Annotated in this window: 13 protein-coding genes; 4 read left to right on the top strand and 9 right to left on the bottom strand. The window is 70.7% G+C overall.

What is annotated here, in order from left to right; all coding sequences use genetic code 11:
- The first annotated feature begins 33 nt into the window (after positions 1 to 33).
- Entirely contained in the window at positions 34 to 1,482 is a 1,449-nt protein-coding gene (locus FR742_RS43425; protein ID WP_148036979.1) for a serine hydrolase, read from the top strand.
- A 2-nt stretch (positions 1,483 to 1,484) separates the two neighbouring features.
- Here the strand turns inward: FR742_RS43425 and FR742_RS43420 are convergent, their stop codons facing one another.
- From FR742_RS43420 to FR742_RS43410, 3 genes are all read right to left on the bottom strand, one after another.
- Positions 1,485 to 2,489 (bottom strand): LacI family DNA-binding transcriptional regulator, encoded by a 1,005-nt coding sequence (locus FR742_RS43420; protein WP_148036978.1) that lies wholly within the window; start codon positions 2,487 to 2,489, stop codon positions 1,485 to 1,487.
- Positions 2,486 to 5,248: a glycoside hydrolase family 3 protein gene (locus FR742_RS43415; protein ID WP_148036977.1), complete on the bottom strand. Its 2,763-nt coding sequence runs from the start codon at positions 5,246 to 5,248 to the stop codon at positions 2,486 to 2,488. Before FR742_RS43415 ends, FR742_RS43420 begins: the two co-directional genes overlap by 4 nt.
- Positions 5,249 to 5,354: 106 nt before the next feature.
- A complete protein-coding gene (locus FR742_RS43410; protein ID WP_148036976.1) occupies positions 5,355 to 6,569 on the bottom strand; it encodes an ROK family transcriptional regulator in 1,215 nt (404 codons plus the stop codon).
- 177 nt (positions 6,570 to 6,746) lie between these two features.
- Here FR742_RS43410 and FR742_RS43405 point away from each other — a divergent pair, with 177 nt between their 5' ends.
- Genes FR742_RS43405 through FR742_RS43395 form a run of 3 tightly spaced genes read left to right on the top strand, consistent with a single transcriptional unit; the run spans position 6,747 to position 10,293 of the window.
- Positions 6,747 to 8,387 carry an extracellular solute-binding protein gene (locus FR742_RS43405; RefSeq protein WP_148036975.1) on the top strand — a complete coding sequence of 547 codons (1,641 nt, stop codon included), beginning with the start codon at positions 6,747 to 6,749 and terminating at the stop codon, positions 8,385 to 8,387.
- Positions 8,315 to 9,376, top strand: a complete 1,062-nt coding sequence (locus FR742_RS43400) for a sugar ABC transporter permease (protein ID WP_148036974.1) — start codon at positions 8,315 to 8,317, stop codon at positions 9,374 to 9,376. Before FR742_RS43405 ends, FR742_RS43400 begins: the two co-directional genes overlap by 73 nt.
- Positions 9,373 to 10,293 (top strand): carbohydrate ABC transporter permease, encoded by a 921-nt coding sequence (locus FR742_RS43395; protein ID WP_148036973.1) that lies wholly within the window; start codon positions 9,373 to 9,375, stop codon positions 10,291 to 10,293. Before FR742_RS43400 ends, FR742_RS43395 begins: the two co-directional genes overlap by 4 nt.
- A gap of 27 nt (positions 10,294 to 10,320) precedes the next feature.
- On the opposite strand, the gene FR742_RS43390 is transcribed toward FR742_RS43395, so the two are convergent.
- The 6 genes from FR742_RS43390 to FR742_RS43365 form a co-directional block, all read right to left on the bottom strand.
- On the bottom strand, positions 10,321 to 12,999 hold the full coding sequence (locus FR742_RS43390; protein ID WP_148036972.1) for a cellulose binding domain-containing protein: 2,679 nt from the start codon (positions 12,997 to 12,999) through the stop codon (positions 10,321 to 10,323).
- A 222-nt stretch (positions 13,000 to 13,221) separates the two neighbouring features.
- Positions 13,222 to 16,098 carry a glycoside hydrolase family 3 C-terminal domain-containing protein gene (locus FR742_RS43385; protein WP_148036971.1) on the bottom strand — a complete coding sequence of 959 codons (2,877 nt, stop codon included), beginning with the start codon at positions 16,096 to 16,098 and terminating at the stop codon, positions 13,222 to 13,224.
- 25 nt (positions 16,099 to 16,123) lie between these two features.
- Positions 16,124 to 16,945 (bottom strand): carbohydrate ABC transporter permease, encoded by an 822-nt coding sequence (locus FR742_RS43380; protein WP_148036970.1) that lies wholly within the window; start codon positions 16,943 to 16,945, stop codon positions 16,124 to 16,126.
- Complete coding sequence (locus tag FR742_RS43375) at positions 16,942 to 17,805, bottom strand: carbohydrate ABC transporter permease (RefSeq protein ID WP_148036969.1); 864 nt, start codon at positions 17,803 to 17,805, stop codon at positions 16,942 to 16,944. The genes FR742_RS43380 and FR742_RS43375 overlap by 4 nt, the downstream gene beginning before the upstream one ends.
- On the bottom strand, positions 17,806 to 19,107 hold the full coding sequence (locus tag FR742_RS43370; protein ID WP_148036968.1) for an ABC transporter substrate-binding protein: 1,302 nt from the start codon (positions 19,105 to 19,107) through the stop codon (positions 17,806 to 17,808).
- Complete coding sequence (locus tag FR742_RS43365) at positions 19,104 to 21,401, bottom strand: TIM-barrel domain-containing protein (protein WP_148036967.1); 2,298 nt, start codon at positions 21,399 to 21,401, stop codon at positions 19,104 to 19,106. Before FR742_RS43365 ends, FR742_RS43370 begins: the two co-directional genes overlap by 4 nt.
- Positions 21,402 to 21,534: the final 133 nt, after the last annotated feature.

Here is a 21,534-nt window from a genome sequence, read left to right as displayed (position 1 = left end):
GGGGATACTCCGAAATTACGTAATATCGGAGTTATGAAGCGAGCAGCAGCCCTGGCCGCCCTCGTCGTGGCCGCCCTCGCCCTGTTCCCGGCCCCGAGCCCGCCCACGCTGAGCGAGGCGACGACCGGCGACCCCGCCCTGGCGAAGCTGGTACGGAGCGCCGCCGGAGAGGGCGGATACCGGGGGCTGTCGGTCGCCCTCGTCGAGGACGGCCGGATCCGCCACGCCGGGGTGGGCGACACCGGCGGCCCCGACCCGCGCCCGGTGGACCAGGACACGTCCTACGAGCTCGGGTCGATCGCCAAGCCGATGACCGGGATGCTGCTGGCGAGCCTGGCCGAGGAGGGGCTCTCCCCCGGCACGCCGGTGCGCGAGAAGCTGCCGGGCGTCCGCTTCTCCGATCCCGCCGTCGGGTCGGCCACCCTCGCCGAGCTCTCCTCGCACCGCGCGGGGGTGCCCAGCGTCCGCGTGACGCCGCTCTCGTTCCTCCGCTCGTACCTGTACGTCTTCGCCGGCCAGGACCCGTACGGCGCGGCGGGGACGCGGAGCATGCTGGACGACGCCGCGGCCGTCTCCGCCGAGGGCCGGGGCGAGGTCGCGTACTCCAACCTCGGCGTGGCGCTGCTCGGCCAGGCCCTGGCCGAGCACGCGGGCACCGGCTACGAGGACCTGCTGCGCGCGCGGATCCTCGCTCCGCTCGGCATGGACTCGACCGTCGTGCTCGGGCCGGACGAGCCGCTGCCCGCCGGTCACGCGCACGGCGAGGGGAAGAACGGGCTGCCCATGGAGCCGTGGCGCGACCACGGCCACGCGGGCGCGGGCGGCGCCGTCTGGTCCACCTCCCACGACGTGGCCCGGCTCGTCCAGGGCGTGATGGCGGGCTCCGCGCCGGGCGCGGACGCCGCGACGCCGCGGTTCGACGCCGGCGGGGACGAGCGGATCGGCTACGGCTGGTTCACCACCCGGCACGGCGAGCGGGAGATCACCTGGCACAACGGCGGGACCGGCGGGTTCCGCACCTACGCGGGCTTCGACCGGGCGTCCGGCCGGGGCGTGGTGGTCATGGGCAACACCGGCACGCCGGTGGACGGCGTGGGCCTGCGCCTGCTCGGGGTCGAGGCGCCGGACGACGACGGCCCGGAGATCCGGCCGCTGGTCTTCGCCCTGACCTTCCCCTTCGCCGGGCTGGGCCTGCTCTGGTCGGCGTTCCGCACGCCGGGGCTGGACCGGGTGTCGGTGGCGAGCCGCGTCCTGTACGGGATGCTGTTCCTCGGGCTGGGGCACACGGCGGGCGCCTGGGGGGTCGTCCCGCCGTTCGTGTGGGCCCTCGGGGCGGGAGTCCTGGGCGCGGCCACGGCCGCCGCGCTGACCCGCTGGCCCGCCCTGCCGCTCAGCGCGAAGCCGATGAGGTGGCACACCTGGCTCTCCCCCGCGATCCCGGCCGCCCTGCTGATCGGTTTCGCGGTCGTCCTCGTGACCTGAGGTCAGGTGCTGGCGCGCAGGGCCAGGTGGGGAGTGAGCAGGGTGGCGTCGGGGGTGGGCTTGCCGTCGAGCTTGTCCATCACCAGCCGGACCGCCTCCCGGCCCACCTCCTCGGCCGGGATCAGGACCGAGGTGAGCGGGGGGCTGGCACGTTCCGCCACGTCGTCCGGGCAGATGGCGACCACCGCCACGTCCTCGGGGACGCGCCTGCCGAGCTGGCGCAGGGCGCTGAGCACGTGGCCGACCGCGGCCTCGTTGTGCACGACGAGCCCGGAAAGGTCCGGCTGGTCCCTGAGCAGCCTGCTCAACGTCGAGTACACCTCGTCGAACGTCTCCTCGCACGGCAGCGCCACCCCGGTCACCCGGTGCGCGGCGACGGCGGCGACGAAGCCCTCGCGGGTGCGGCGGGCGAAGCCGGTGCCGCGCTCGTAGACGACGGCGGGCGCGCCGAGCAGGGCGATCCGGGAGTGGCCGCGCTCGGCCAGGTGGGCGACGCACTGCGCGCCGGCGGCGGCGAAGTCGAGGTCGACGCAGGTCAGGCCGGCGGGTTCGGCCGGGAAGCCGATGAGCACGCTGGGCTCGGCCAGCTCGCGCAGCAGCGGCACCCTGCTGTCGTCCAGCTCGACGTCCATCAGCACGAACGCGTCGACCAGCGCGCTGGCCGCCACCCGCCTGATGCCGTCGGTGCCCTCGTCGGCGGTCAGCAGCAGCACGTCGTGGTCGAAGCGACGGGCGGCGGTGACGACGGCGCTGGCGAAGCGCATCAGCACCGGCACGTGCATGCCGGCGCGCAGCGGCAGCACCAGGGCGATCACGTTGGACCGCTTGCTGGCCAGCGCACGGGCGCCGGCGTGCGGGTGGTAGCCGAGCGCGTCGATGCTGTCGAGCACCCGGCGCCTCGTGCCGGCCGAGATCGTGCGCTTGCCGCTGAGCACGTACGAGACGGTGCTGACGGCCACGCCGGCGTGCCGGGCGACCTCCGTGATGGTGACCGTGCGCCCGCTCAAGTCGCCGCTCCGAAGTCGATCTGGCTCAGCGTGACGCCCTCGTTCTCGAACACCACATAAAGATCGTGCACTCCCCGCGTGGCCGCAAGGGAGGTGACGATGGCGTGCAGGTCGTACCGTCCGGTGCGGGGCACGGGCAGGGTGGCGATCGGCTGCCCGTAGAGGGGGTCGCCGATCCGCAGCGTGATCATGCCGCCTTCGGTGCTGCCGAGCACGGCCAGACAGGAGGCGGCGCCGTTGAGGTCCACCTGCCGGAACAGGATCCAGGCGCCCTCGGCGTCGGCGCGGACGGCGTCGCCGTTCTCGCGGCTCGCCTCGGTGAACGTGACCGCGTCGTACTCGTCGTGGTCGACGGCGCGCAGCAGCCCGCGGCGCGGCGGGATGGTCTCGCCGTCGACCTCGAAGCGGGCGGTGACGCGCAGGTCGGTGGCGCTGCGGCCGGCCATGAGCCGGTGCGGCGCGCGCTCCACGACGAACCGGCCGCTGGTCACGTCCCAGCAGGCCAGCTCGCGCACGGGCAGGTCGAGGCGGACGACGCGGCTCTCGCCCGGCGCGAGCCGCACCTTCTCGAAGCCGCGCAGCCGGCGCAGCGGCTGCTTGACGCGGGAGCGCTGCTGGTGGGTGTAGAACTGGACGACCTCGACGCCCTCGCGCGGCCCGGTGTTGGTCACGGTCACCGAGGCGCGCACCATGCCCCCGGGGTCCACCTCGACCGTCAGGCCGGAGTAGCCGAACTCGGTGTAGCCGAGCCCGTGCCCGAACGGGTAGCGCGGGATGCCCCGGAAGTACATGTAGGTGGCGTCGGCGGTGATGATGTCGTAGTCGAGCAGGTCGGGCAGCTCCTGCTCGGAGCGGTACCAGGTCTGGGTGAGGCGGCCCTCCGGGTCCGCGTCGCCGAGCAGCACCTCGGCCAGCGCGTGCCCGTACTCCTGCCCGCCGTGCGACGACCAGAGCACGGCCGGCACCCCGGAGGCGCCCCAGGTGAGCGGGTAGCCGCTGCTGATCACCATGACCGTGCGCGGGTTGGCGGCGAGCACGGCCTGGACCACCGCGTCCTGGGCGGGGGCGAGCGCGAGCGTGCTGCGGTCCTCGGTCTCGCGGCCGTTCACCAGCGGGTGGTCGCCCACGACCACGACGGCCACGTCGGCGGTGGCGGCCAGCTCGGCGGCCTGCCGCGCGCCGCTCCTGACCACCTCGGGCACCAGCCAGAGCGCCTGGTCGGCGTCGTCGACCAGGCGGAGCGTCCCGTCGGCCGCGGCGCCGACGTAACAGCCGGTGGAGATGTGCCGCAGTGCCACGGCCCCGCGCGGCCGCTCCTCCATCCGGAACGTCTGGCGCACCTCCCAGCCGTTCGGCCCCGGCTGGTCGTTGACCAGCACGCCGTCGTCCACGGACACGAACCGGCCGGTGGCCACCGCGCGCAGCGCGTAGGCGCCGCCGCCCCAGTCGAACACGTCGAACGTGCCGGGCTCGGACCCGAGGCTGAGCGGCCCGCCCGCCGGGTCGGCCGTCACGCAGCCCGCCTCGGCGGTCATCGTCACCCGGTCGACGCCCTCGCAGAAGACGGTCGCGCACCGCTCGGCCAGCCCGGCGCGTGCGGTGACGGCGTACGGGAGCGTCCCGCTGTACCAGTCCTCCATGAGCGTGTCGCCGAGCTGGCCGATGACCGCGACGGTGGCGACGTCGCGCAGCGGCAGCAGCCCGTCGTTCTCCAGCAGCACGAACGAGCGCCGCGCCGCCTCGCGGGCCAGGTCCTGGTGGCGCGGGCAGTTGACGACTTCCTCGGTGACGTCGTCGTACGGGGTCGCGGGGTCGAACTCGCCGAGCCGGAAGCGGATCGACAGCAGGTGACGCACGGCGGCGTCGATGTCGTCCTCGGCCAGCAGGCCGCGATCCAGGGCCTCCCTGACGTGCCCGAGCGTGGCCTCGGCCCGGTCGTCGTCCTGGGTGAAGCTGTCCAGCCCCGCTCTGATCGCGTGCGCGTACGCCTCGGCGGCGCTGTCGTGGTAGCCCTGCAGCGTGACCAGGTTGCCGGGCGCGTAGGCGTCGCTGACCACGAGGAGGTCGTCCGGCGCCCAGGCGCGCAGCGCCTCGCCGATGAGCGGGCTGAGGTGCGCGGGCCGGCCGTTGACCAGGTTGTAGGAGGGCATGACGGCCACCGCGGCGCCCTGCTCGATGGCGGGCCTGAAGGCGGGCAGCTCGTACTCGTGCAGCACCCGGGGCGGCACGTTGCTGGAGGTGACGCAGCGGTCGGTCTCGTTGTTGTAGGCGAGGAAGTGCTTGAGCGTGGGCGCGGTCTTCAGCACGTGGGGATCGCTCCCACGAAGGCCCCACGCGTACGCCGCGGCCAGGAGCCCGGTGAGCCACGGGTCCTCGGAGTAACCCTCCTCGTTGCGTCCCCAGCGCGGGTCGCGCAGCGGGTTGACGACGGGGGCCCACACGTTGCGCCCGGCGCCCGTCGGGTCCTTGTGGTGGAAGGCCAGCACCTCGTCGGAGGTGGCCTCGCCGACGCGGCGCAGCAGCTCCGGGTCCCAGGTGGAGGCCAGCCCGACGGCCTGCGGGAACACCGTGGCGGGGCCGAGCCAGGCCAGGCCGTGCAGGGCCTCGGTGCCGGTGCGGAACGCCGCCACGCCCAGCCGGTCGATCGGCGCCTGGTACTGGTGGAGCAGGCCGATCTTCTCCTCGAGCGTGAGCCTGCGCGACAGGTCGGCGATCCGGTCGGGAAGGGGGATCTCGGGGTCGCGGAAGGGTTCGTGCATGGCCATCCTCTGGGGGGAGTGTCGAAGCGCTTCGATGACCGGCCGGTGGAGTTACGTCGGTGTTTCTGGGGGTTTCATGAAGGGTGCACGCGTCTGTGAAGCTAGGTCAAGTGGTTCGTGAGATTCCGCCGGGCAATCTTCCCGAATCGAGCGAGTCGAGCACCCGCGCCGCCCCGCCCAGCGCCGCCGCGTCGTGACCGAGCGTGGAGGCCACCACCTCGCAGCCCCCGGCCTGCGGCGCGATGGAGCCGTCGCGCACCGCGGCGCGCACCGGCGGCAGCAGCCACGGGGCCAGCGCCACGTAGTAGCCGCCCAGGATGACCACCTGGGGGTTGAGCAGGTTGGCGATGATCGACACGCCCCTGCCCAGGCCGGCGCCCACGGCGGCGAGCGTCGCCAGCGTGGCCTCGTCGCCGGCCCGCGCGGACCTGACGACCTCCTCCAGCTCGATCTCGATCTCGGCCGGTGACGGGTCGGCCCGGCGGAGCACGGCGCCGATGCCGGCCATCGCCTCCAGGCACCCGCGCCGCCCGCAGCGGCACGCGGGGCCCTCGGGGTCGAGCTGGACGTGGCCGAGCTCGCCGCTGTAGCCGAGGCCGCCGCGGCGCAGCCGCCCGTCGAGGATGACGCCCGCCCCGACGCCCATCTGCCCGGTCAGGTAGACCAGGTCGTCGGCCCCCGCGTTGCCGCCGAAGCGCTGCTCGGCCAGCGCCGCCAGGTTGGCGTCGTTGTCGACCTGGATCGAGAAGCCGGGGTCGCGCAGCGCCTTGGCCAGGTCGCCGCCGATGTCGGCGTCGCGCCAGCCGAGGTTGGGCGCGATGCGCACCGTGCCCTGCACGTCGACCAGGCCGGGCACGGCCACGGCCAGGCCGAGGACCTGCCGCTCCTCCTTGGCCATGCGGTTGACCACCCGCCGGACGACGGCCGCGACGTTGGCCACGCCCTGGTTGACCGACTCCCCCGCGCTGAAGGAGCGCCGCCAGGCCAGCAGCCGCTGCCCCGCCAGGTCGGTGGCGACCGCGGCGACGTAGTCGACGTTGATCTCGACGCCGATCGCGGCGTACGGGGAGCCGTCGAGGACGAGCATGGTGGCGGGCCTGCCGACGCGGTTCTCGGTGAGCCCGGTCTCGCGCACCAGGCGGCGGTCGATCAGGTCGGCGACCAGGCTGGAGACAGTCGCCTTGTTGAGCCCCGTGTTGGCGGCGATGTCAGCGCGGGAGCACGGCGCGTGCTCGCGTACGAACCGGAGCACGACCGCGAGATTGGTGGCCCGGACGTCCGCGAAGTCGGCCGGCTGCGGGCCGGTCGTGGATGTGATCAATATCAGCCCCGTTCCCACCGAGAAGTGACCCCAGCATGCCGCATCGCGGGCTCCCTTCACCAACCTGTGACCGTGCCGCTCCCTTGTGGTCGCGGTCACAGTCTACTAATTTGTTTGGGCGTAATACCAACTAATTAATCCTAGTTGGCCATTCCCACTCGGAGAAGGGTGCGAGCGATGAATCCGACGACTCGCCGAGGGTTCCTCGGCCTGGTCGGCGCGGGCGTCCTGGCGGCGGCGACCGGCTGCGCCGAGAAGCGGGGGCCCGCCCAGGGCACCGCGGTCGCCGCCGACAAGCTGGCGGGCCTGGTGCCGACCCGTATGCCGTACGAGATCCCCGGCCTGCGGCCCGACCTGCCCGGCAACGAGTTCGTCGCCCCCGGCTTCCTCACCCGGCCCGCCCAGATGGTGCAGGCGGTCACCACCAAGCCGATCACCAGCGGCAAGGAGGTGACCGCGATGACCCCGCTGTGGGGCACGGTGCCTCCCGGCCTCGGCGACAACTCCTACTACGCGGCCGTCAACGAGCGGCTCGGCGGCACCGTCCGGTTCAACATCTCCGACGGCAACACCTACGTGCAGAAGGTCTCCACCCTCCTGGCCAGCGGCGACGTCCCCGAGCTGATGCAGATCCCCGGCTGGGAGCTGATCAAGATCGCCCGCTTCACCGAGGCGGCCAACAAGCTCTTCGCCGACCTGTCGCCCTATCTCGCCGGCGACAAGGCCAAGGAGTTCCCACTGCTGGCCAACTACGACACGGCCGCCTGGCAGTTCGGCGTGTTCGGCGGCGTGCTGCAGGGCATCCCCTGGCAGAACGAGCCCTTCCCGTTCGCCCTCTTCGTCCGCCAGGACATCCTCGACGAGCTGGGCCTGCCGCACCCCAGGAGCACCGACGACCTGCTCACCCTGGGCAAGGAGCTGACCGACGCGAAGAAGAAGCGCTGGGCCTTCGGCGGCGTCGACCAGGAGCTCCAGCGCGCCTTCGGCGCTCCCCGCGAGTGGCGCAAGACGGCCCAGGGCACGCTGGTCCACAAGTACGAGACCGACGAGTTCGCGGCGGCGGTGGAGTTCCTGACCAAGCTCTTCGAGAACGGCTGGGTGCACCCCGACATCGTGGCCAACGCGTTCGCCGACCAGAAGGCGCCGTTCGGCAGCGGCCAGCTCATGATGCTGAAGGACGGGCTCGGCTCCTGGCACGAGAACCTCGGCCGCTTCCTGCCGGACAACCCGAAGTTCGACCAGCAGCCCGTGGCGCCGTTCGCGGCCACCGCCGGACAGGCCCCCATCGTCTGGCGCAACGAGCCCGCCAGCATGTTCTGCTTCGTCAAGAAGGGCCTGGGCGACGCCCGCACCCGCGAGCTGCTGGCCATCGCCGACTGGTGCTCGGCCCCGTTCGGGACCCAGGAGTACGAGCTGGTCAACAACGGCGTCGAGGGCGAGCACTACAAGGTCGAGGACGGCAAGGTGGCGCAGACCGCCCTGGGCCGCAAGGAGGTCGCGCCCACGTACATGTTCCTGTCGGGACGGCCGCCGGCGAACTCCATGAGCCAGTACGACGGCCTCGTCCAGTCGCTGTGGGACTGGCAGACCGGCGCGGCCAAGTATCTGGAGAACGACCCGTTCGTGGGGATCCGGGTGGAGGTGCCGTCGAAGATGGCGGGCCTGGTCCAGCCGACGGAGGACAAGCTCAACGAGATCTACCGCGGCAAGCGGCCGGTCTCCGAGTGGAAGACGATCGTGAAGGAATGGCAGGAGCAGGGCGGCAACGAGGCACGCGAGTTCTACAGCAAGGTCGCCAAGGAGAACGGCCGGCTGTGAGCTCCCCCGCCGTGACCGCCGAGAAGCCGGCCCGGCGCCGGGCCGGCGGGAAACGCGGCAGGAAACGCGGCAGGACCGCGGACTGGCGCGCCAAGCTGCGCCGCGACTGGCCGCTGCTGCTGATGAACCTGCCGATGCTGCTGCTCGTGGTGGCGTTCTGGTGGATCCCCGGGCTCGGCAACATCATCGCCTTCCAGGACTACAGCCCCTACTCGGGCGGCATCCTGGGCAGCCCGGTCATCGGCTTCACCAACTTCGCGCTGCTCTTCCAGGACCCGCAGTTCCTGCGCGCGATCGTCAACACGCTGTCGATCACCGCCTTCCAGCTGATCTTCTACTTCCCGGTGCCCATCATGCTGGCGCTGCTGCTCAACAGCGTGGTCTCGGCCAGGCTGCGGGCCTTCGTGCAGGGCGTCGTCTACCTGCCGTACTTCTTCTCCTGGGTGCTGGTGGTGGCCATCTTCCAGCAGATGTTCGGCGGCGCCGGCCTGCTGGCGCAGCTGCTGCGCGAGCGCGGGCACGAGGGCGTCGACTGGATGACGAACTCCGACACGTTCATCCTGCTGCTCACCACGCAGACGATCTGGAAGGACGCCGGCTGGGGGGCGATCATCTTCCTGGCCGCGCTGAGCACGATCAACCCCAGCCTGTACGAGGCCGCGGCGGTCGACGGCGCCAAGCGGTGGCGCCGGATGTGGCACATCACGCTCCCGGGGCTGCGGCCGGTGATCATCCTGCTGCTGATCCTGCGGCTGGGCGACGCGCTGAACGTCGGCTTCGAACAGTTCATGCTGCAGCGCGGCGCGGTCGGCAGCGAGGTGTCGGAGGTGTTCGACACGTTCGTCTTCTACTCGGGCCTGCGCACCGGGGATCTCGGCTACGGCGCGGCCGCCGGGCTGTTCAAGGGCCTGGTCGGGCTGCTGCTGATCGTCGCGGCCAACCGGGTGGCGCACGCGTTCGGCGAGCGAGGGGTGTATTCGAGATCATGACTCTGCTGGCGACGAGGAAGAAGCCGTCGGGCCTCGCGGCGTGGGAGGAGCCGCCCTCACCGGCCGGGCGGGTCGGCAAGGGCGCGGTGCTGACGGTCATCGTGCTGGCCGTACTCCTGCCGCTCTACACGATCGTGCTGACGAGCCTGAGCTCCAAGGCCACGGTGAACCGGGTGGGCGGGCTGGTGCTGATCCCGGAGGGCATCACTTTCGACGCCTATATCCAGATATTTTCGGACACGGTGGTGCGGCGGGCCGTGCTGGTCGCCACCGGCGTCACCGTCGTCGGCACCGCCATCAGCCTGGGCGTGAGCATCCTCGGCGCGTACTCGCTGGCCCGGCCCGGCTCGTTCCTGCACCGGCCGCTGCTCTTCGCGGTGCTGCTGATGTTCGTGTTCTTCCCCGGCATCATCCCCGTCTACCTGATGGTCAGCGGGCTCGGGCTGAAGGACACCTACTGGTCGCTGATCCTGCCGACGGCGGTGTCGGCGTTCAACGTGGTGGTGATGCGGGCGTTCTTCATGAACATCCCCGGCGAGATCATGGACAGCGCCCGGATCGACGGGGCGGGCGAGTTCCGCATCCTGTGGCGGATCGTGCTGCCCATGTCGAAGGCCGTCACCGCCGTCGTCGGCCTGTTCTACGCGGTCGGCTACTGGAACGCCTGGTTCAACGCGATGCTCTACCTCGAAGACTCCCGCAAGTGGCCGCTGGCGCTGGTGCTGCGGCAGTACGTGGTGGACTCCAACCCGCTGCCCACGGCGACCGTGGGCGTCACCGGGGCGGGCGACATGCCGCCGACGCTGGCCATCAAGATGGCGATCGTGGTGGTCGCCGTGGTCCCCGCGCTGGTCATCTACCCGTTCGTGCAGCGCCACTTCACCAAGGGCGTGCTGATCGGTGCCGTCAAGGGGTGAGGGCGCCCCCGGAGGGGCGCCCTCAGGCTAGACGGGCGTGCAGGTGAGGGCCGGCGTGGAGCCGGCGCTGGTCTGGCTGCCGTTGAAGCCGAACGACGTGGACGCGTTCGGCGCCAGGTTGCCGTTGTAGCCGACGTTGGTCACGCTCACGTTCGCGCCCGACTGGGTGTGCGAGCCGCTCCAGAGCTGGCTGATCCTCTGGTCACCCGGCCAGGTCCAGGTCACCCGCCAGCCGGTGATGGCCGAGCCGCCGGTGTTGCGTACCGTGACCTCGGCCTGGAAGCCGCCGGGCCACTGGTTGCCCGCCTGGTAGGTGGCCGTGCAACCGGTGCCGGTGGTCGGGGTGACCGTGGGAGTCACCGTGGGAGTCACCGTGGGGGTGACAGTTGGAGTGACCGTCGGAGTGACCGTGGGCGTCACGGTGACCGGCGGGCCTGTGCGGTCGCCGTAGATGATGCCGCGGCCGTTGGTGCCCAGGTAGACGCGGCCGTACACGCGCGGGTCGCCCGTCAGCGCCTCGCCCATGTTGCCCCACTGGTGCTGGTCGTCGTTGATCCGGACCCAGTTCGCGCCGGTGTCGTCCGAGCGGTAGAGGCCGGTGACGCCGTCGATCGTGGCCACCGCGAAGATCGCCATATAGTTCGCGCCGGGCGCGGCCTTGCCGAAGCCGACGTTCACCGAGCCGGTGATCCCGGAGACCTTGGTGAAGGACGCGCCACTGTTGGTCGAGCGCCACAGGCCGCCCTCGCCCGCCAGCCAGATGTGGCCCTCGACGCCGGGCACGGCCTTGAACTTGCCGGTCGTGGGCAGCCCGGAGGCGGCGGTGGCGGTGAACGACGCGCCGCCGTTCGTGCTGGCGTAGAACCGGCCGCCGTCGAACCCGTAGAACTTCGAGGCGTTGACCCGGTCGGACTCGACGATCGCGCCCGTGGGCAGGCCCTGCACCTGGGTCCAGGAGTTGCCGAAGCCGACCGAGTAGTGCGGGGTGACGCCGCGCGGCGCCCACACGAAGCGGGAGCCGTCGGCCGCCGCCGCGACCGTGCCGCCCTCGTTGATCCCGCCGGGCTCGCTGCCCTGGAACCAGTTGGCGCCGCCGTCGGTGGAGAAGGCCACGTGGCTGTCGTTCGGCCGGTCGGCGTCGGTGAAGTTGCCGGCCCGCACCATCACGGACGGGTTCCGCTCGGCGTAGTCGAGGCTGGTCGTGGAGGTGAAGTTGGGCGAGGTGAACATCATCGGCGGCACCGCGTCCAGGTTCGTGTGCCGGAACCCGGCGATGTCGCCCAGGCCGCTGATCAGCGGGGCGCCGCTGGGCGGGCTGATCAGATCGAGCACCGCGGTCTCCTCCAGCCCGCGGACCATGGGCTTGATCGTGAACGTACCGCCGGAGTCCCACTGGGTGAGGTTCTCGGTGCCGTAGATCGTGGCACCGGTCCCGTACATCATCCGGTTGGAGTCGAACGGGTCGATCTCCAGCGACTCGGTCATCCAGCCGAGCTTGGGCGTGACCTCGGGCGGCTGCGGGTTGGTGCCGAAGGTCAGCCAGGGCACCTCGAAGACGTTCATCTGGTAGCGGAAGCTGCGGTTCGGGTACGAGGTCCAGTCCCAGACCCGGGTCCAGGTGGCGCCGGAGTCCGTCGACCTGAAGAAGATCACGTCGGGCCACCAGGAGATCTGGGTGGCGACCATCAGCGTGCCGGGGTCCTGCCGGTCCAGGGTGAGGCCGCTGTAGCCGAAGTAGTCGTCCGAGCTGGACGACGGCACCGGGCTGACCTGGGTCCACGTGCCTGTCGCGGTGTCGAGCCGCCACACGTCGCCCTTGGCGCCGTCGTAAGGGCCGCTGGTGTCGCTGGTGGCGATGAACAGGTGGCCGTTCTGGGCGTCCAGCACGCCCTTGTGCGCGATGTAGCCGGTCGGCTGGCCCGCCACCCGCTGCCAGGTCGCCCCGGCGTCCGTGGTGCGGTAGACGGTGTTCTGCTTGTCGGCCACGCCCACGTAGATGGTCCTGGTGGCGGTGCCCGAGGAGGACGAGCGCGGGTCGTAGGTCACCCAGACGACGCCGGGGCGGTGGCTCTGGTAGCCGTTGGGGTCGCTCGGGTCGTCGGCGTGGTTGCCGGGGTTGGGGAAGCTCGTCACCTTCGCCCAGGTGGCGCCGTAGTCGGTGCTGCGCCACAGGCCGTTGCCGTTGGGGGCGCCGAAGTAGAGCACGCTGTTGCGGTTGGGGTCGACCGACAGCGCCTCGCCCATGCCGCGGCCGGGCATGTTGCCGCCGAGTTTGAACGGCAGCTGGGTGGCCTGCCAGGTGGCGCCCTTGTCGGTGGAGCGCAGGATGGCGCCGTTGTTCGGGTCCCAGTCGTTGGTGTACATGCCGACGGCCGCGTACAGGCGGTTGGTCTGCACGGGGTCGGTGGCGAGGCTGATCACGCCGTTCCAGCCCCATTTGTCCCAGCCCACCCAGTCGAGCAGTGGCGTCCAGGACTTCGACGACTGGTTCCAGCGGTACGCGCCGCCGATGTCGGTGCGGGCGTAGATCAGGTTGCGCTCCGTGGGGTTGAAGACGATGCCGGGCACGAACCCGCCGCCGTCGATCCGCACGTTCTTGTAGGTGTACGGGTCCGCCGCGACGGCGGAGACCGGAGTCATCCGCACCACTGCTGTGGCCAGCAGGACGGCGATGATCGCGAGCAGGCTGAGTAATGCCTTTCGCATGAGCGGCTCTCCCTTTCCTGGCACGCCGAAAGAGCGCACCTGAGGACAAACAGATGACCGCCATGCACGACCAGGTTGCAGGACCCTGACCATCGCCGCGCCCTCGCGCATGAGCAATTAGAGGCTCACACACGCCTCAACGGCCCGTCAATAGTTTGGACGTACAACCAAATAAGTCGGCCCGGCACGGAGCCATGCTCCCCGTGCCGGGCCGACGCTCCGTCACCGGGCCAGGGTCAGATCCCTGAGCCGGATCCCGCCCTTGAAGAGCACGTACAGGTCGCCCTTGCCGGGCTTGAGCCGCGCCGTGACCGTGGCGTACTCGTACACCCCGCCCGTGGCCGGCACCTGGACGGAGGCCAGCAGAGCGCCCTTCGGTGAGCCGCGGCGGAGCTCGATCGAGCCGCCCGCGACCGAGGCCACCCCGGCGCTGAGCTCAGCCCCGTAGACGGCGTCGGTGAACGAGATCCAGCCGCCGTCCGACCCGGCCACCACGTCACCGCGCACCTTGTTCTCGTCGGCGAACGTGACGCCCGCGTAGTCGTCGAAGTTCATCGCCCTGGTCGGCTTCGTCAGGTCGCGCGGCGGCACCTTCTCCCCGCTCACCTTCAGCGTCGTACGCTGCCTGATCTTGTCCGAGGCGGAGCCCACGAGCACGTCGTGCGCGGCGTCCTCGACCACCCACGTATCCCGCGTGTGGTCCCACACGGCCAGGTCGGACTTCTTCAGCGGGAACGTCACCGTCTTCGACTCGCCCGGAGCCAGCGCGATCCGCTGGAAGCCGCGCAACCGCTTGACCGGCTGGTCGAAGCGGGACTGCCGCTGGTGCGTGTAGAGCTGCACGACCTCCTCGCCCGCCACGCGGCCGGTGTTGGTGACCTTGACGCTCACCTGCTCGCCCTGCGCCTTCAGCCCCTGGTAGCCGAACGTGGTGTAGCTGAGCCCGTGGCCGAACGCGAACTGCGGCCGGCCCTCGTGGTACAGGTACGTCATCCCGGTCTTGGCCAGGTCGTAGTCCAGGATGCTCGGCAGCTCACCACCGGCGTACCAGGTCTGGGTGAGCCGCCCGGCCGGGTTCACCTCGCCGAAGAGCACGTCGGCGACCGCGTGCCCGGTCTCCGCGCCCGCGTGCGTGGTCCACAGCAGCGCCGGGGCGTCCACGATCACGGGATAGCTGGTCTCCAGCACCACCACGGTCCTCGGGTTCGCCTTGCGCACGGCCTCGATCAGCCGCTTCTGCCCGTCGCCCAGCCGCAGGTCGTCACGGTCGTGGAACTCGCGGCCGTGCACCCACGGGTGGCTGCCGACGACCACGACCGCGACCTCGGCCTTTCGGGCCTGCTCGGCCGCCGCGGCGATGCCGTCGGAGACGACCTCCTTGGCGAACCTCGCCGCCTCCGCCTTCGGGGCCAGCGCGAGCGCGCCGTCGGCGGTCACGGTCACGTACGGGTCGGGCAGCGCGTACCAGCCCTCGACCGCCTCGAACCCGGCGTACCGGATCAGGAAAGTCCCGTCGCCCTGCTTCTCCAGCGAGAACTGCTGCGACACGTACCAGCCGTTGGGGTCGTCGTCGTCGGTGTCGAGCGAGCGCCAGTCGCCGCCGAGCAGCTTGCCGTTGCCCGCGTTGCGCAGCGTCGAGATGTCGCTCACCCAGTCGGTCACGTCCCACTGCGAGGCGGGCGTCGGCGCGGTGTCGACGAGCGCGGCGTTGTCGTCGGGCCCGGTTCCGGTGGCCGTGACGTACTTGCCGGACTCGACGTGCTTGAGCGCGACGCGCTCCAGGCCCGCCCCGGTGCTCACGTCGGCGACCCGCTCCTTGATCCCGTCCAGCGGGGTCACCTCGTACGGCATCGTGCCCGCGTACCAGTCGCTGTAGAGCTCGTCCGCCAGCGGGCCGACCACGGCCGCCGACTTCGGCGACCTGAGCGGGAGCGTGCCGGAGTTCTTCAGCAGCACGGCGGCCTTGGCCGCGGTCTCACGGTTGAGCGCGCGGTGCGCGGGGCTGTCGATCACGCCCGCGCCGATGCCCTTGTACGGACCGCCGTCCGGATCGAAGTGACCCAGGCGGAACCGGATGGTCAGCGCCCGGCTGACGGACCGGTCGACGTCGGCCTCGGTGATCAGGCCGCGTTCCAGGGCCGTGGTGAGGTGCTGCACCATCGGGCCCTTGTCGCTGCCGTCGATGGTGAAGCTGTCCTGGCCGGACTTGAGCACGGCGGCGAACGCCTCGGCCTTGTCGTCGTAGTACCGCTCCAGGTCGGTGAGCGCGTGCGGGCCCCAGGCGTCGCTGACGTTGTAGAGCGTCTTGTCCGTCCAGGACCTGACGACCTCTTCCAGGTCGGAGTTGACGTGGTTGGGCCGGCCGTTCACCAGGTTGTACGAGGCCATGACCCCGGTCGCGGCGTCAGCCGAGATCGCCGACCTGAACGCCTGCTCGTAGTACTCGTGCTTGAGCCTGGGCGTCAGGTTGGACGAGGTGAGGCTGCGGTTCACCTCGTTGTTGTAGGCCAGGTAGTGCTTCAGCACCGGCGCGGTCTTCAGGTAGAACGGGTCGTCGCCCTGCAGGCCCTTGCCGTACGCGGTCGCGATGGCGCCGGTCAGCAGCGGGTCCTCGGAGTAGCCCTCCTCGTTGCGGCCCGCCCGGGGGTCGCGCAGCGGGTCCACCACCGGCGCCCAGACCTGCAGGCCCCACAGCGTCGGGTCGGTCGCATTGTAGCCGCGCGCCTCGTCGCCGACGGCCGAGCCGACCCGCTTGATCAGCTCCGGGTCCCAGGTGCTGGCCAGGCCGACGGCCTGCGGGAACACGGTGCCCTTGGCCAGCTTCTGGTTCCAGTTGTCGTCGAGCGCGTTGGACCAGGCGACGCCGTGCAGCGCCTCGGTGCCGTTCTTGTGGTACGGGATGCCCAGGCGCGGGATGGCCTCCTGCGACTGGTGCAGCAGGCCCAGCTTCTCCTGCAAGGTGAGCCGGCCCAGCAGGTCGGCGACCCGCTGCTCCACCGGCAGCGACGGGTCGCGGAACGGTAACTCCGCCTGCGCCGCGGCCGGTGCCGCGAGCAGCGACGCGACCAGGGTCAACGCGATCAGGATCGGTTTCTTCATGGGGGGTTCTCCTCGGGAGGGAGGCTCACTTCACGGCCCCGACCGTGATGCCTCGGGTGAGCGTGCGCTGGAAGATCAGGAAGAACGCCACCGCCGGGACGATGCCGAGCAGGGCGGAGGCGCTGGACATGGTCGCGTCCATGTACCGCTCGCCCTGGAGCACGCCCAGCGCGACCGGCACGGTCTGGTTGTCGTTGGAGATGAGGAAGATCAGCGGCAGGAAGAACTCGTTCCAGGTCCAGATGAAGAAGAAGATCATCAGGACGCTGATCGTCGGCCGGCTGATCGGCACCACGACCCGGACCAGCGCCCTGAACCGGCCGGCCCCGTCGATCTCGGCCGCCTCCAGGATCTCCTTGGGGAACTGGCCGAGCACGGCGCTGAGCAGGTACGTGCCGAACGCCGCCTGGATCACGGTGAAGATGATGATCATCGACAGCCTGGTGTCGTACAACCCGGCTTCCTTAGCCAGGTAGTACAGCGGGTAGGCCAGCGCCTCCTGCGGCAGCGTGTTGGCCACCAGGAACAGCACCAGGATCGACAGCCGCCCGCGCACCCGCCCGATGCCGAGCGCGTACGCGTTGAGCACCGACAGCACGACCGCCAGCACCGCCACGGAGCCGCTGATGAGCAGGCTGTTCCAGAGCTTCTCGCCGAAGTCCACCCGGTTCCAGAAGTCCACGATGCCCTGGAGATAGAGCCCGCCGGGCAGCCCGAGCGGTCCCTCCGACGCGTACTCCTCGGGTGTCTTGACCGCGTTGAGCGCCACGAGGGCGAACGGGAACACCATCACCAGCGCCGCCACCGTCATCGACGCCAGGACGGCCCACCGGCCCGGCCCTCTCATGACTCACGCTCCTGCACCCGCAGGAACAGGAACGTCACCACGACGATGATCAGGGCCAGCACGGTCGCGATCGCGGACCCGTACCCGACGTTGCTCTTCTGGAAGAAGTTCAGGTACGAGAAGTACGACGGCACCAGCGTGGCGTTGCCGGGCCCGCCCCGGGTGAGCACGAAGATCGGCCCGAACACCTTGAGCGCGGCGATCGTGCAGGTGAGCAGCACCACGAAGATCTCCGGCCGGATCTGCGGGATCGTGATGTGCCACACCTTGCGCCACCACGACGCCCCGTCCAGCTCGGCCGCCTCGTAGTAGGCCGGGTCCACCCGCTGCAGCCCCGCCATGAAGATCACCACCGGGTAGCCGAGCTGGAACCACACCATCACCGCCATCACGGTGGCCAGCGCCAGGTCGGGGTCGCCCAGCCAGTCGAGCTCCAGGCCGAACGCCTGGTTGACCGCGCCGTACGACGGGTGCAGCATCCAGCCCCACACCACCCCGGCCACCGCCACGGGCAGCACCTGCGGCAGGTAGTACATGGCGCGCAGCGCCGAGGCGGTGCGCGGGCCGAACCGCCTGCCGATGTAGTCGAACAGCGCCGCCGCCAGGACCAGGCCGAGCACCGTGGGCACGATCGCCATCGCGAAGATCAGCGCCACGTTGTTCTGGAACGACAGCCAGAACCGCTCGTCCTCCAGTAACCGGGCGTAGTTCTCCAGCCCGACCCACCTGGGCGTGCCGACCCCCGACCAGCGGGTGAAGCTCACGCCCAGGTTCATCAGGAACGGCACCACGATGACGGCCAGGAACAGCACCAGGCTCGGCACCAGGTAGAGCCAGTAGCCCTTCTTACGGACGCGCATCTAGTTGCCGAGGTCGGCGAGGTTGTCCTCGTACGGCTGCGCGAGCTCGTCCAGCATCGCGGCGGGCTGCTTGCTGCCGTTGATGAGGTTCTGCGTGGCGGCGACCATGACGTCGTAGTAGCCGGGCGCCGGCCAGTCGGGGTAGAACGCCAGCCCGTCCCTGGCGGTCAGCGTGTTGAAGCTCTCGATCAGCTCCTTGCTCTTGGCGTCCGTGATCGCCGCCGGGTCGGCCGCGACCGGCACGCCGCCGGAGTTGCCCAGCAGGTTCTGGATGTCCTTGCTCATCGTGATGTCGATGAAGTCGTAGGCCAGGTCCTTGTTCTCGGACTTCTCCGGCACGACCCAGAGGTTGCCGCTGGAGCCGGGCGCCATCGTGGCCCCGGGCCACAGGAAGTGGCCCCACTCGAAGTCCTTGATCTCCGAGGCGAACCGGCCGTACCACCAGCTTCCGCTGACCATCATCGGGTGCTCGCCCTTCATGAACGACACGCCCATGTCCTCGGCCTTGATACCGGAGGACTTCTTGTCGAGGTAGCCCTTGCCGACCCAGTCGGCGAACGTCTGCGCGCCGTAGGTGAACTGGGGGCCGTGGAAGTCGACCTTGCCCTGGTACGCCTGGAAGGCGTCAACCCAGGCCCGGTCGGCCTTGCTGAGCGCGAGCTGGTAGAAGATCTGCTGCGCCGGATACTCGGCCCCGGCCGTGCCGATCGGGGTCACCCCTGCCTTGACGAAGGTGTCGAGCGCGGCGGTGAACTCCTCGAAGGTCGTCGGCACCTCGACCTTGTGCTTCTCGAACAGGTCCTTGTTGTAGTAGACCATCACGAACTCGCCGTAGTTCGGGATGCCGTACCACTTGCCGGCGCCCATGACGCCCCGCTCGTCGTACTTGGCCGTGGTCTGCAGGCCGCCCGGCAGCAGCTTGTCCCAGCCGCGCCCGGTGACCTCGGCGCTCAGGTCGGCGAGCAGGCCCTGCTTGGACAGCAGGCCGGCGGTGGCGTTGCCCTTGTTGTACTCCATGAGGTCGGGCGCCTCGTCGGAGTTGAGCACCATGCTCGCCGTCTTCTGGATCTGCTCGAAGCTCTTCTCCTCGAACTCCACCTTGACGTTCGGGTGGGACGCCTCGAACTTCTTGATCGCCTCGGCCCAGGCCTTGCCCATGGCGGACTCGGCGGCCTCGTAGTGCCAGAGCTTGAGCACGCGGGGCCCGTCGCTCTGCGCGGGCGGGCTCTCCGAGCCGGAACCGCAGGCCGAGAGGGCCAGCACCATGGCTGCCAGCGCCGCCACGCCAGACTTTTTGATCATATTTCCTCCTGGGTGATGACGGCCCGGCCGGGCGCGCCCGGCACCGGGGCGAACTCGACGGCGGCGACCCGCTTCGGCCCGGCGACGGTCACGCGCAGCGTGTCGCCCTCCAGGATGGCCGTGACGGCGGTCTCTCCGTCGGTGTCGTGGATCCGCATGCGGCGGTCGCCGCTCCCGAAGGCGACCAGCGTGATCCGGTCCGGCGTCCGCACGGTGTCCCCCGGCTCGGCGACAGGGATCAAGGCACCGTACCGGACGAACAGCGGGAGCTCGGCGAGCGGCTTGACCACGCGGACGTAGCGGGAGCCGGCGTGCACCTCGCCCGTCCAGTAGTCCACCCACTCGCCCTCCGGCAGGTAGACCTCCCGCGCGCCCTCCGGCGAGGTCATCGGCGCCACCAGCAGGTCGCGGCCGAGCAGGTACTGCAGGTCCGCCTGCCAGGCGACCGGGTCGCCCGGGTGGTCGACGCAGAGCGCGCGCATCATCGGGGCGCCCGTCCTGGCGGCGTCCACGGCCGCCGAGTAGATGTAGGGCATCAGCCGGTAGCGCAGCCGGAGCGCGGCCACCGCGTGCTCCTCCACCGCCGGGAACTCCCACGGCTCCCTGCTGGTGGTGCCGTGCAGCCGCAGCAGCGGCGACAGCGCGCCGAACTGGGTCCACCGGACGAACAGGTCGTCGCTGGGCCTGCCGGTGAAGCCGCCCGCGTCGTGGCTCCAGAACGGCACCCCGGACAGGCCGTGCGCCAGCCCGCCCCGGATCGTGCTGCCCATCGCGGCGTAGCTCGTGTAGGTGTCGCCGCTCCACTGGGCGCTGTGCCGCTGCCCGCCGAGGAACGACGAGCGCGCCCACACCAGGCTGTGCCCGTGCACCTCCCTGGTGACCTCGGCGACGGCGTCGTTGAACAGCAGCGTGTAGACGTTGTGCAGGTCGGTGCCGGTCATCCCGTTGGCCGCGACCGCGTCGTGCGGCACGCCTTCGGCGAAGTCGGTCTTGAACGCCTGCACGCCCTGGTGCAGCAGCGCCCTGAGCCGGTCCTGGAACCAGCGGACGGCGTCGGGGTGGGTGAGGTCGAGGATGCCGCAGGCGGGGTAGGAGCCGTGCCAGGTGTCGGCCACGTACGGCTCACCATCGGGTTTCTTCAGGAAATATCCGGCATCGGCTGCTTCCTGGAACGCCGGGCTCTGATGGGAGATGTACGGGTTCATCCACAGGCAGACCTTGAACCCCATCCCGTCCAGCTCCGCCAGCATCGCCTCCGGCTCGGGGAAGTTGACCGGGTCCCAGCGCAGGTCCGACCAGTGGCCGTCGGTCTGCCAGTAGGTGTCCAGGTGCAGCACGTCGCACGGGATGCCGCGCTCCCTGATCGTGCGCGCCCTGGCCAGCACCCGCTCCTGGCTGTCGACGCAGAAGCCGGAGGAGATCCAGGTGCCGAACGCCCACTTCGGCGGCAGCACCGGCCGGCAGGTCAGCCCGTTGTAGCGCTCCAGCACCTCGGCCGGGGTCGGCCCGGCCAGCACGTAGTAGTCCATGACGTCGTCGGGCACCACGATCTGCACCGCGCTGTGCGTCGACTGGCACACGTCGAACTCGGTGGGCGCGCCGCTGTCGACCAGCACCCCGTACCCCTTGCTCGACACGTACAGCGGGATGTTCTTGTACGCGCGCTGCGACTCGGCGCCGAAGGCGTCGAAGTTCCACATCAGGGGCCGCTGGCCGCGCTTGTCGAGCGGCGCGAACGACTCCCCGAACCCGGCGAACGCCTCGTCGGGCGCGACCTCGAAGCTCTCGTGGAAGGCCACATGCGCGCCGCCCGCCGACGACCGGCCGAACGGCAGCGTACGCAGCCGGCCGCTGATGTCGGTGTGCCCCCGGTCCTGCTCCAGCAGCGGGGCGCCGGTGGCGTCGGTGAAGCGCAGGTGCCACGGCGCCAGCCTGATCTCGGCCCGCAGCGAGCCCGCGTCGATCACGATCGGCTCCCCCGGCGTCACCTCGGCCCGCGCTCCCGCGTACGAGCCCGGCGTCACCATCGCGATGGCCCGCTCCGAGCGGGGCCGGGCGTCGGCGTCCTCGCTCAGCCGGACCCGGATCACGCCCTCGCCCGCGACGCCGATCTGCACGACCAGGGTCTCCTCCGCCGTGGTGACGGCCTTCAGCATCACTCCCGCGCCGTCGGCGGCGACCAGCTCGGCGGCGGTCAGCGCGGACAGTCCACCCTCGCCGTGGGCGCGCACCGGCAGCTCGGGCGGGTCGGCGACGAAGTACTCGTGCGCGACGAGTGGGGGGCGGTAGGGCATGGACGCTCCTCTTCCAGACAGCGCAAAACTCGTGAATTAGTTTGGTGCCCATACCAACAAACGTCAACGGTATTCGTGAGCGCGATGAACACTTAGCCCTTGCGCTGACTATCAGCCTCCGCAATACTTAGCC

Source organism: Nonomuraea sp. C10 (genome assembly GCF_008017515.1).
Classification (GTDB): domain Bacteria; phylum Actinomycetota; class Actinomycetes; order Streptosporangiales; family Streptosporangiaceae; genus Nonomuraea; species Nonomuraea ferruginea.
Note: the sequence above shows the minus strand (reverse complement) of the source record. Positions and strands in the feature narration are given on the sequence as shown.

Bases quoted from the DNA above. Each gene is read 5' to 3' on its own strand.
- FR742_RS43375 (WP_148036969.1), bottom strand. From the start codon at position 17,805: ATGCGCGTCCGTAAGAAGGGCTACTGGCTCTACCTGGTGCCGAGCCTG.
- FR742_RS43425 (WP_148036979.1), top strand. From the start codon at position 34: ATGAAGCGAGCAGCAGCCCTGGCCGCCCTCGTCGTGGCCGCCCTCGCC.
- FR742_RS43415 (WP_148036977.1), bottom strand. From the start codon at position 5,248: ATGCACGAACCCTTCCGCGACCCCGAGATCCCCCTTCCCGACCGGATC.
- FR742_RS43390 (WP_148036972.1), bottom strand. From the start codon at position 12,999: ATGCGAAAGGCATTACTCAGCCTGCTCGCGATCATCGCCGTCCTGCTG.
- FR742_RS43385 (WP_148036971.1), bottom strand. From the start codon at position 16,098: ATGAAGAAACCGATCCTGATCGCGTTGACCCTGGTCGCGTCGCTGCTC.
- FR742_RS43400 (WP_148036974.1), top strand. From the start codon at position 8,315: ATGGCAGGAGCAGGGCGGCAACGAGGCACGCGAGTTCTACAGCAAGGT.
- FR742_RS43405 (WP_148036975.1), top strand. From the start codon at position 6,747: ATGAATCCGACGACTCGCCGAGGGTTCCTCGGCCTGGTCGGCGCGGGC.
- FR742_RS43395 (WP_148036973.1), top strand. From the start codon at position 9,373: ATGACTCTGCTGGCGACGAGGAAGAAGCCGTCGGGCCTCGCGGCGTGG.
- FR742_RS43365 (WP_148036967.1), bottom strand. From the start codon at position 21,401: ATGCCCTACCGCCCCCCACTCGTCGCGCACGAGTACTTCGTCGCCGAC.
- FR742_RS43370 (WP_148036968.1), bottom strand. From the start codon at position 19,107: ATGATCAAAAAGTCTGGCGTGGCGGCGCTGGCAGCCATGGTGCTGGCC.
- FR742_RS43380 (WP_148036970.1), bottom strand. From the start codon at position 16,945: ATGAGAGGGCCGGGCCGGTGGGCCGTCCTGGCGTCGATGACGGTGGCG.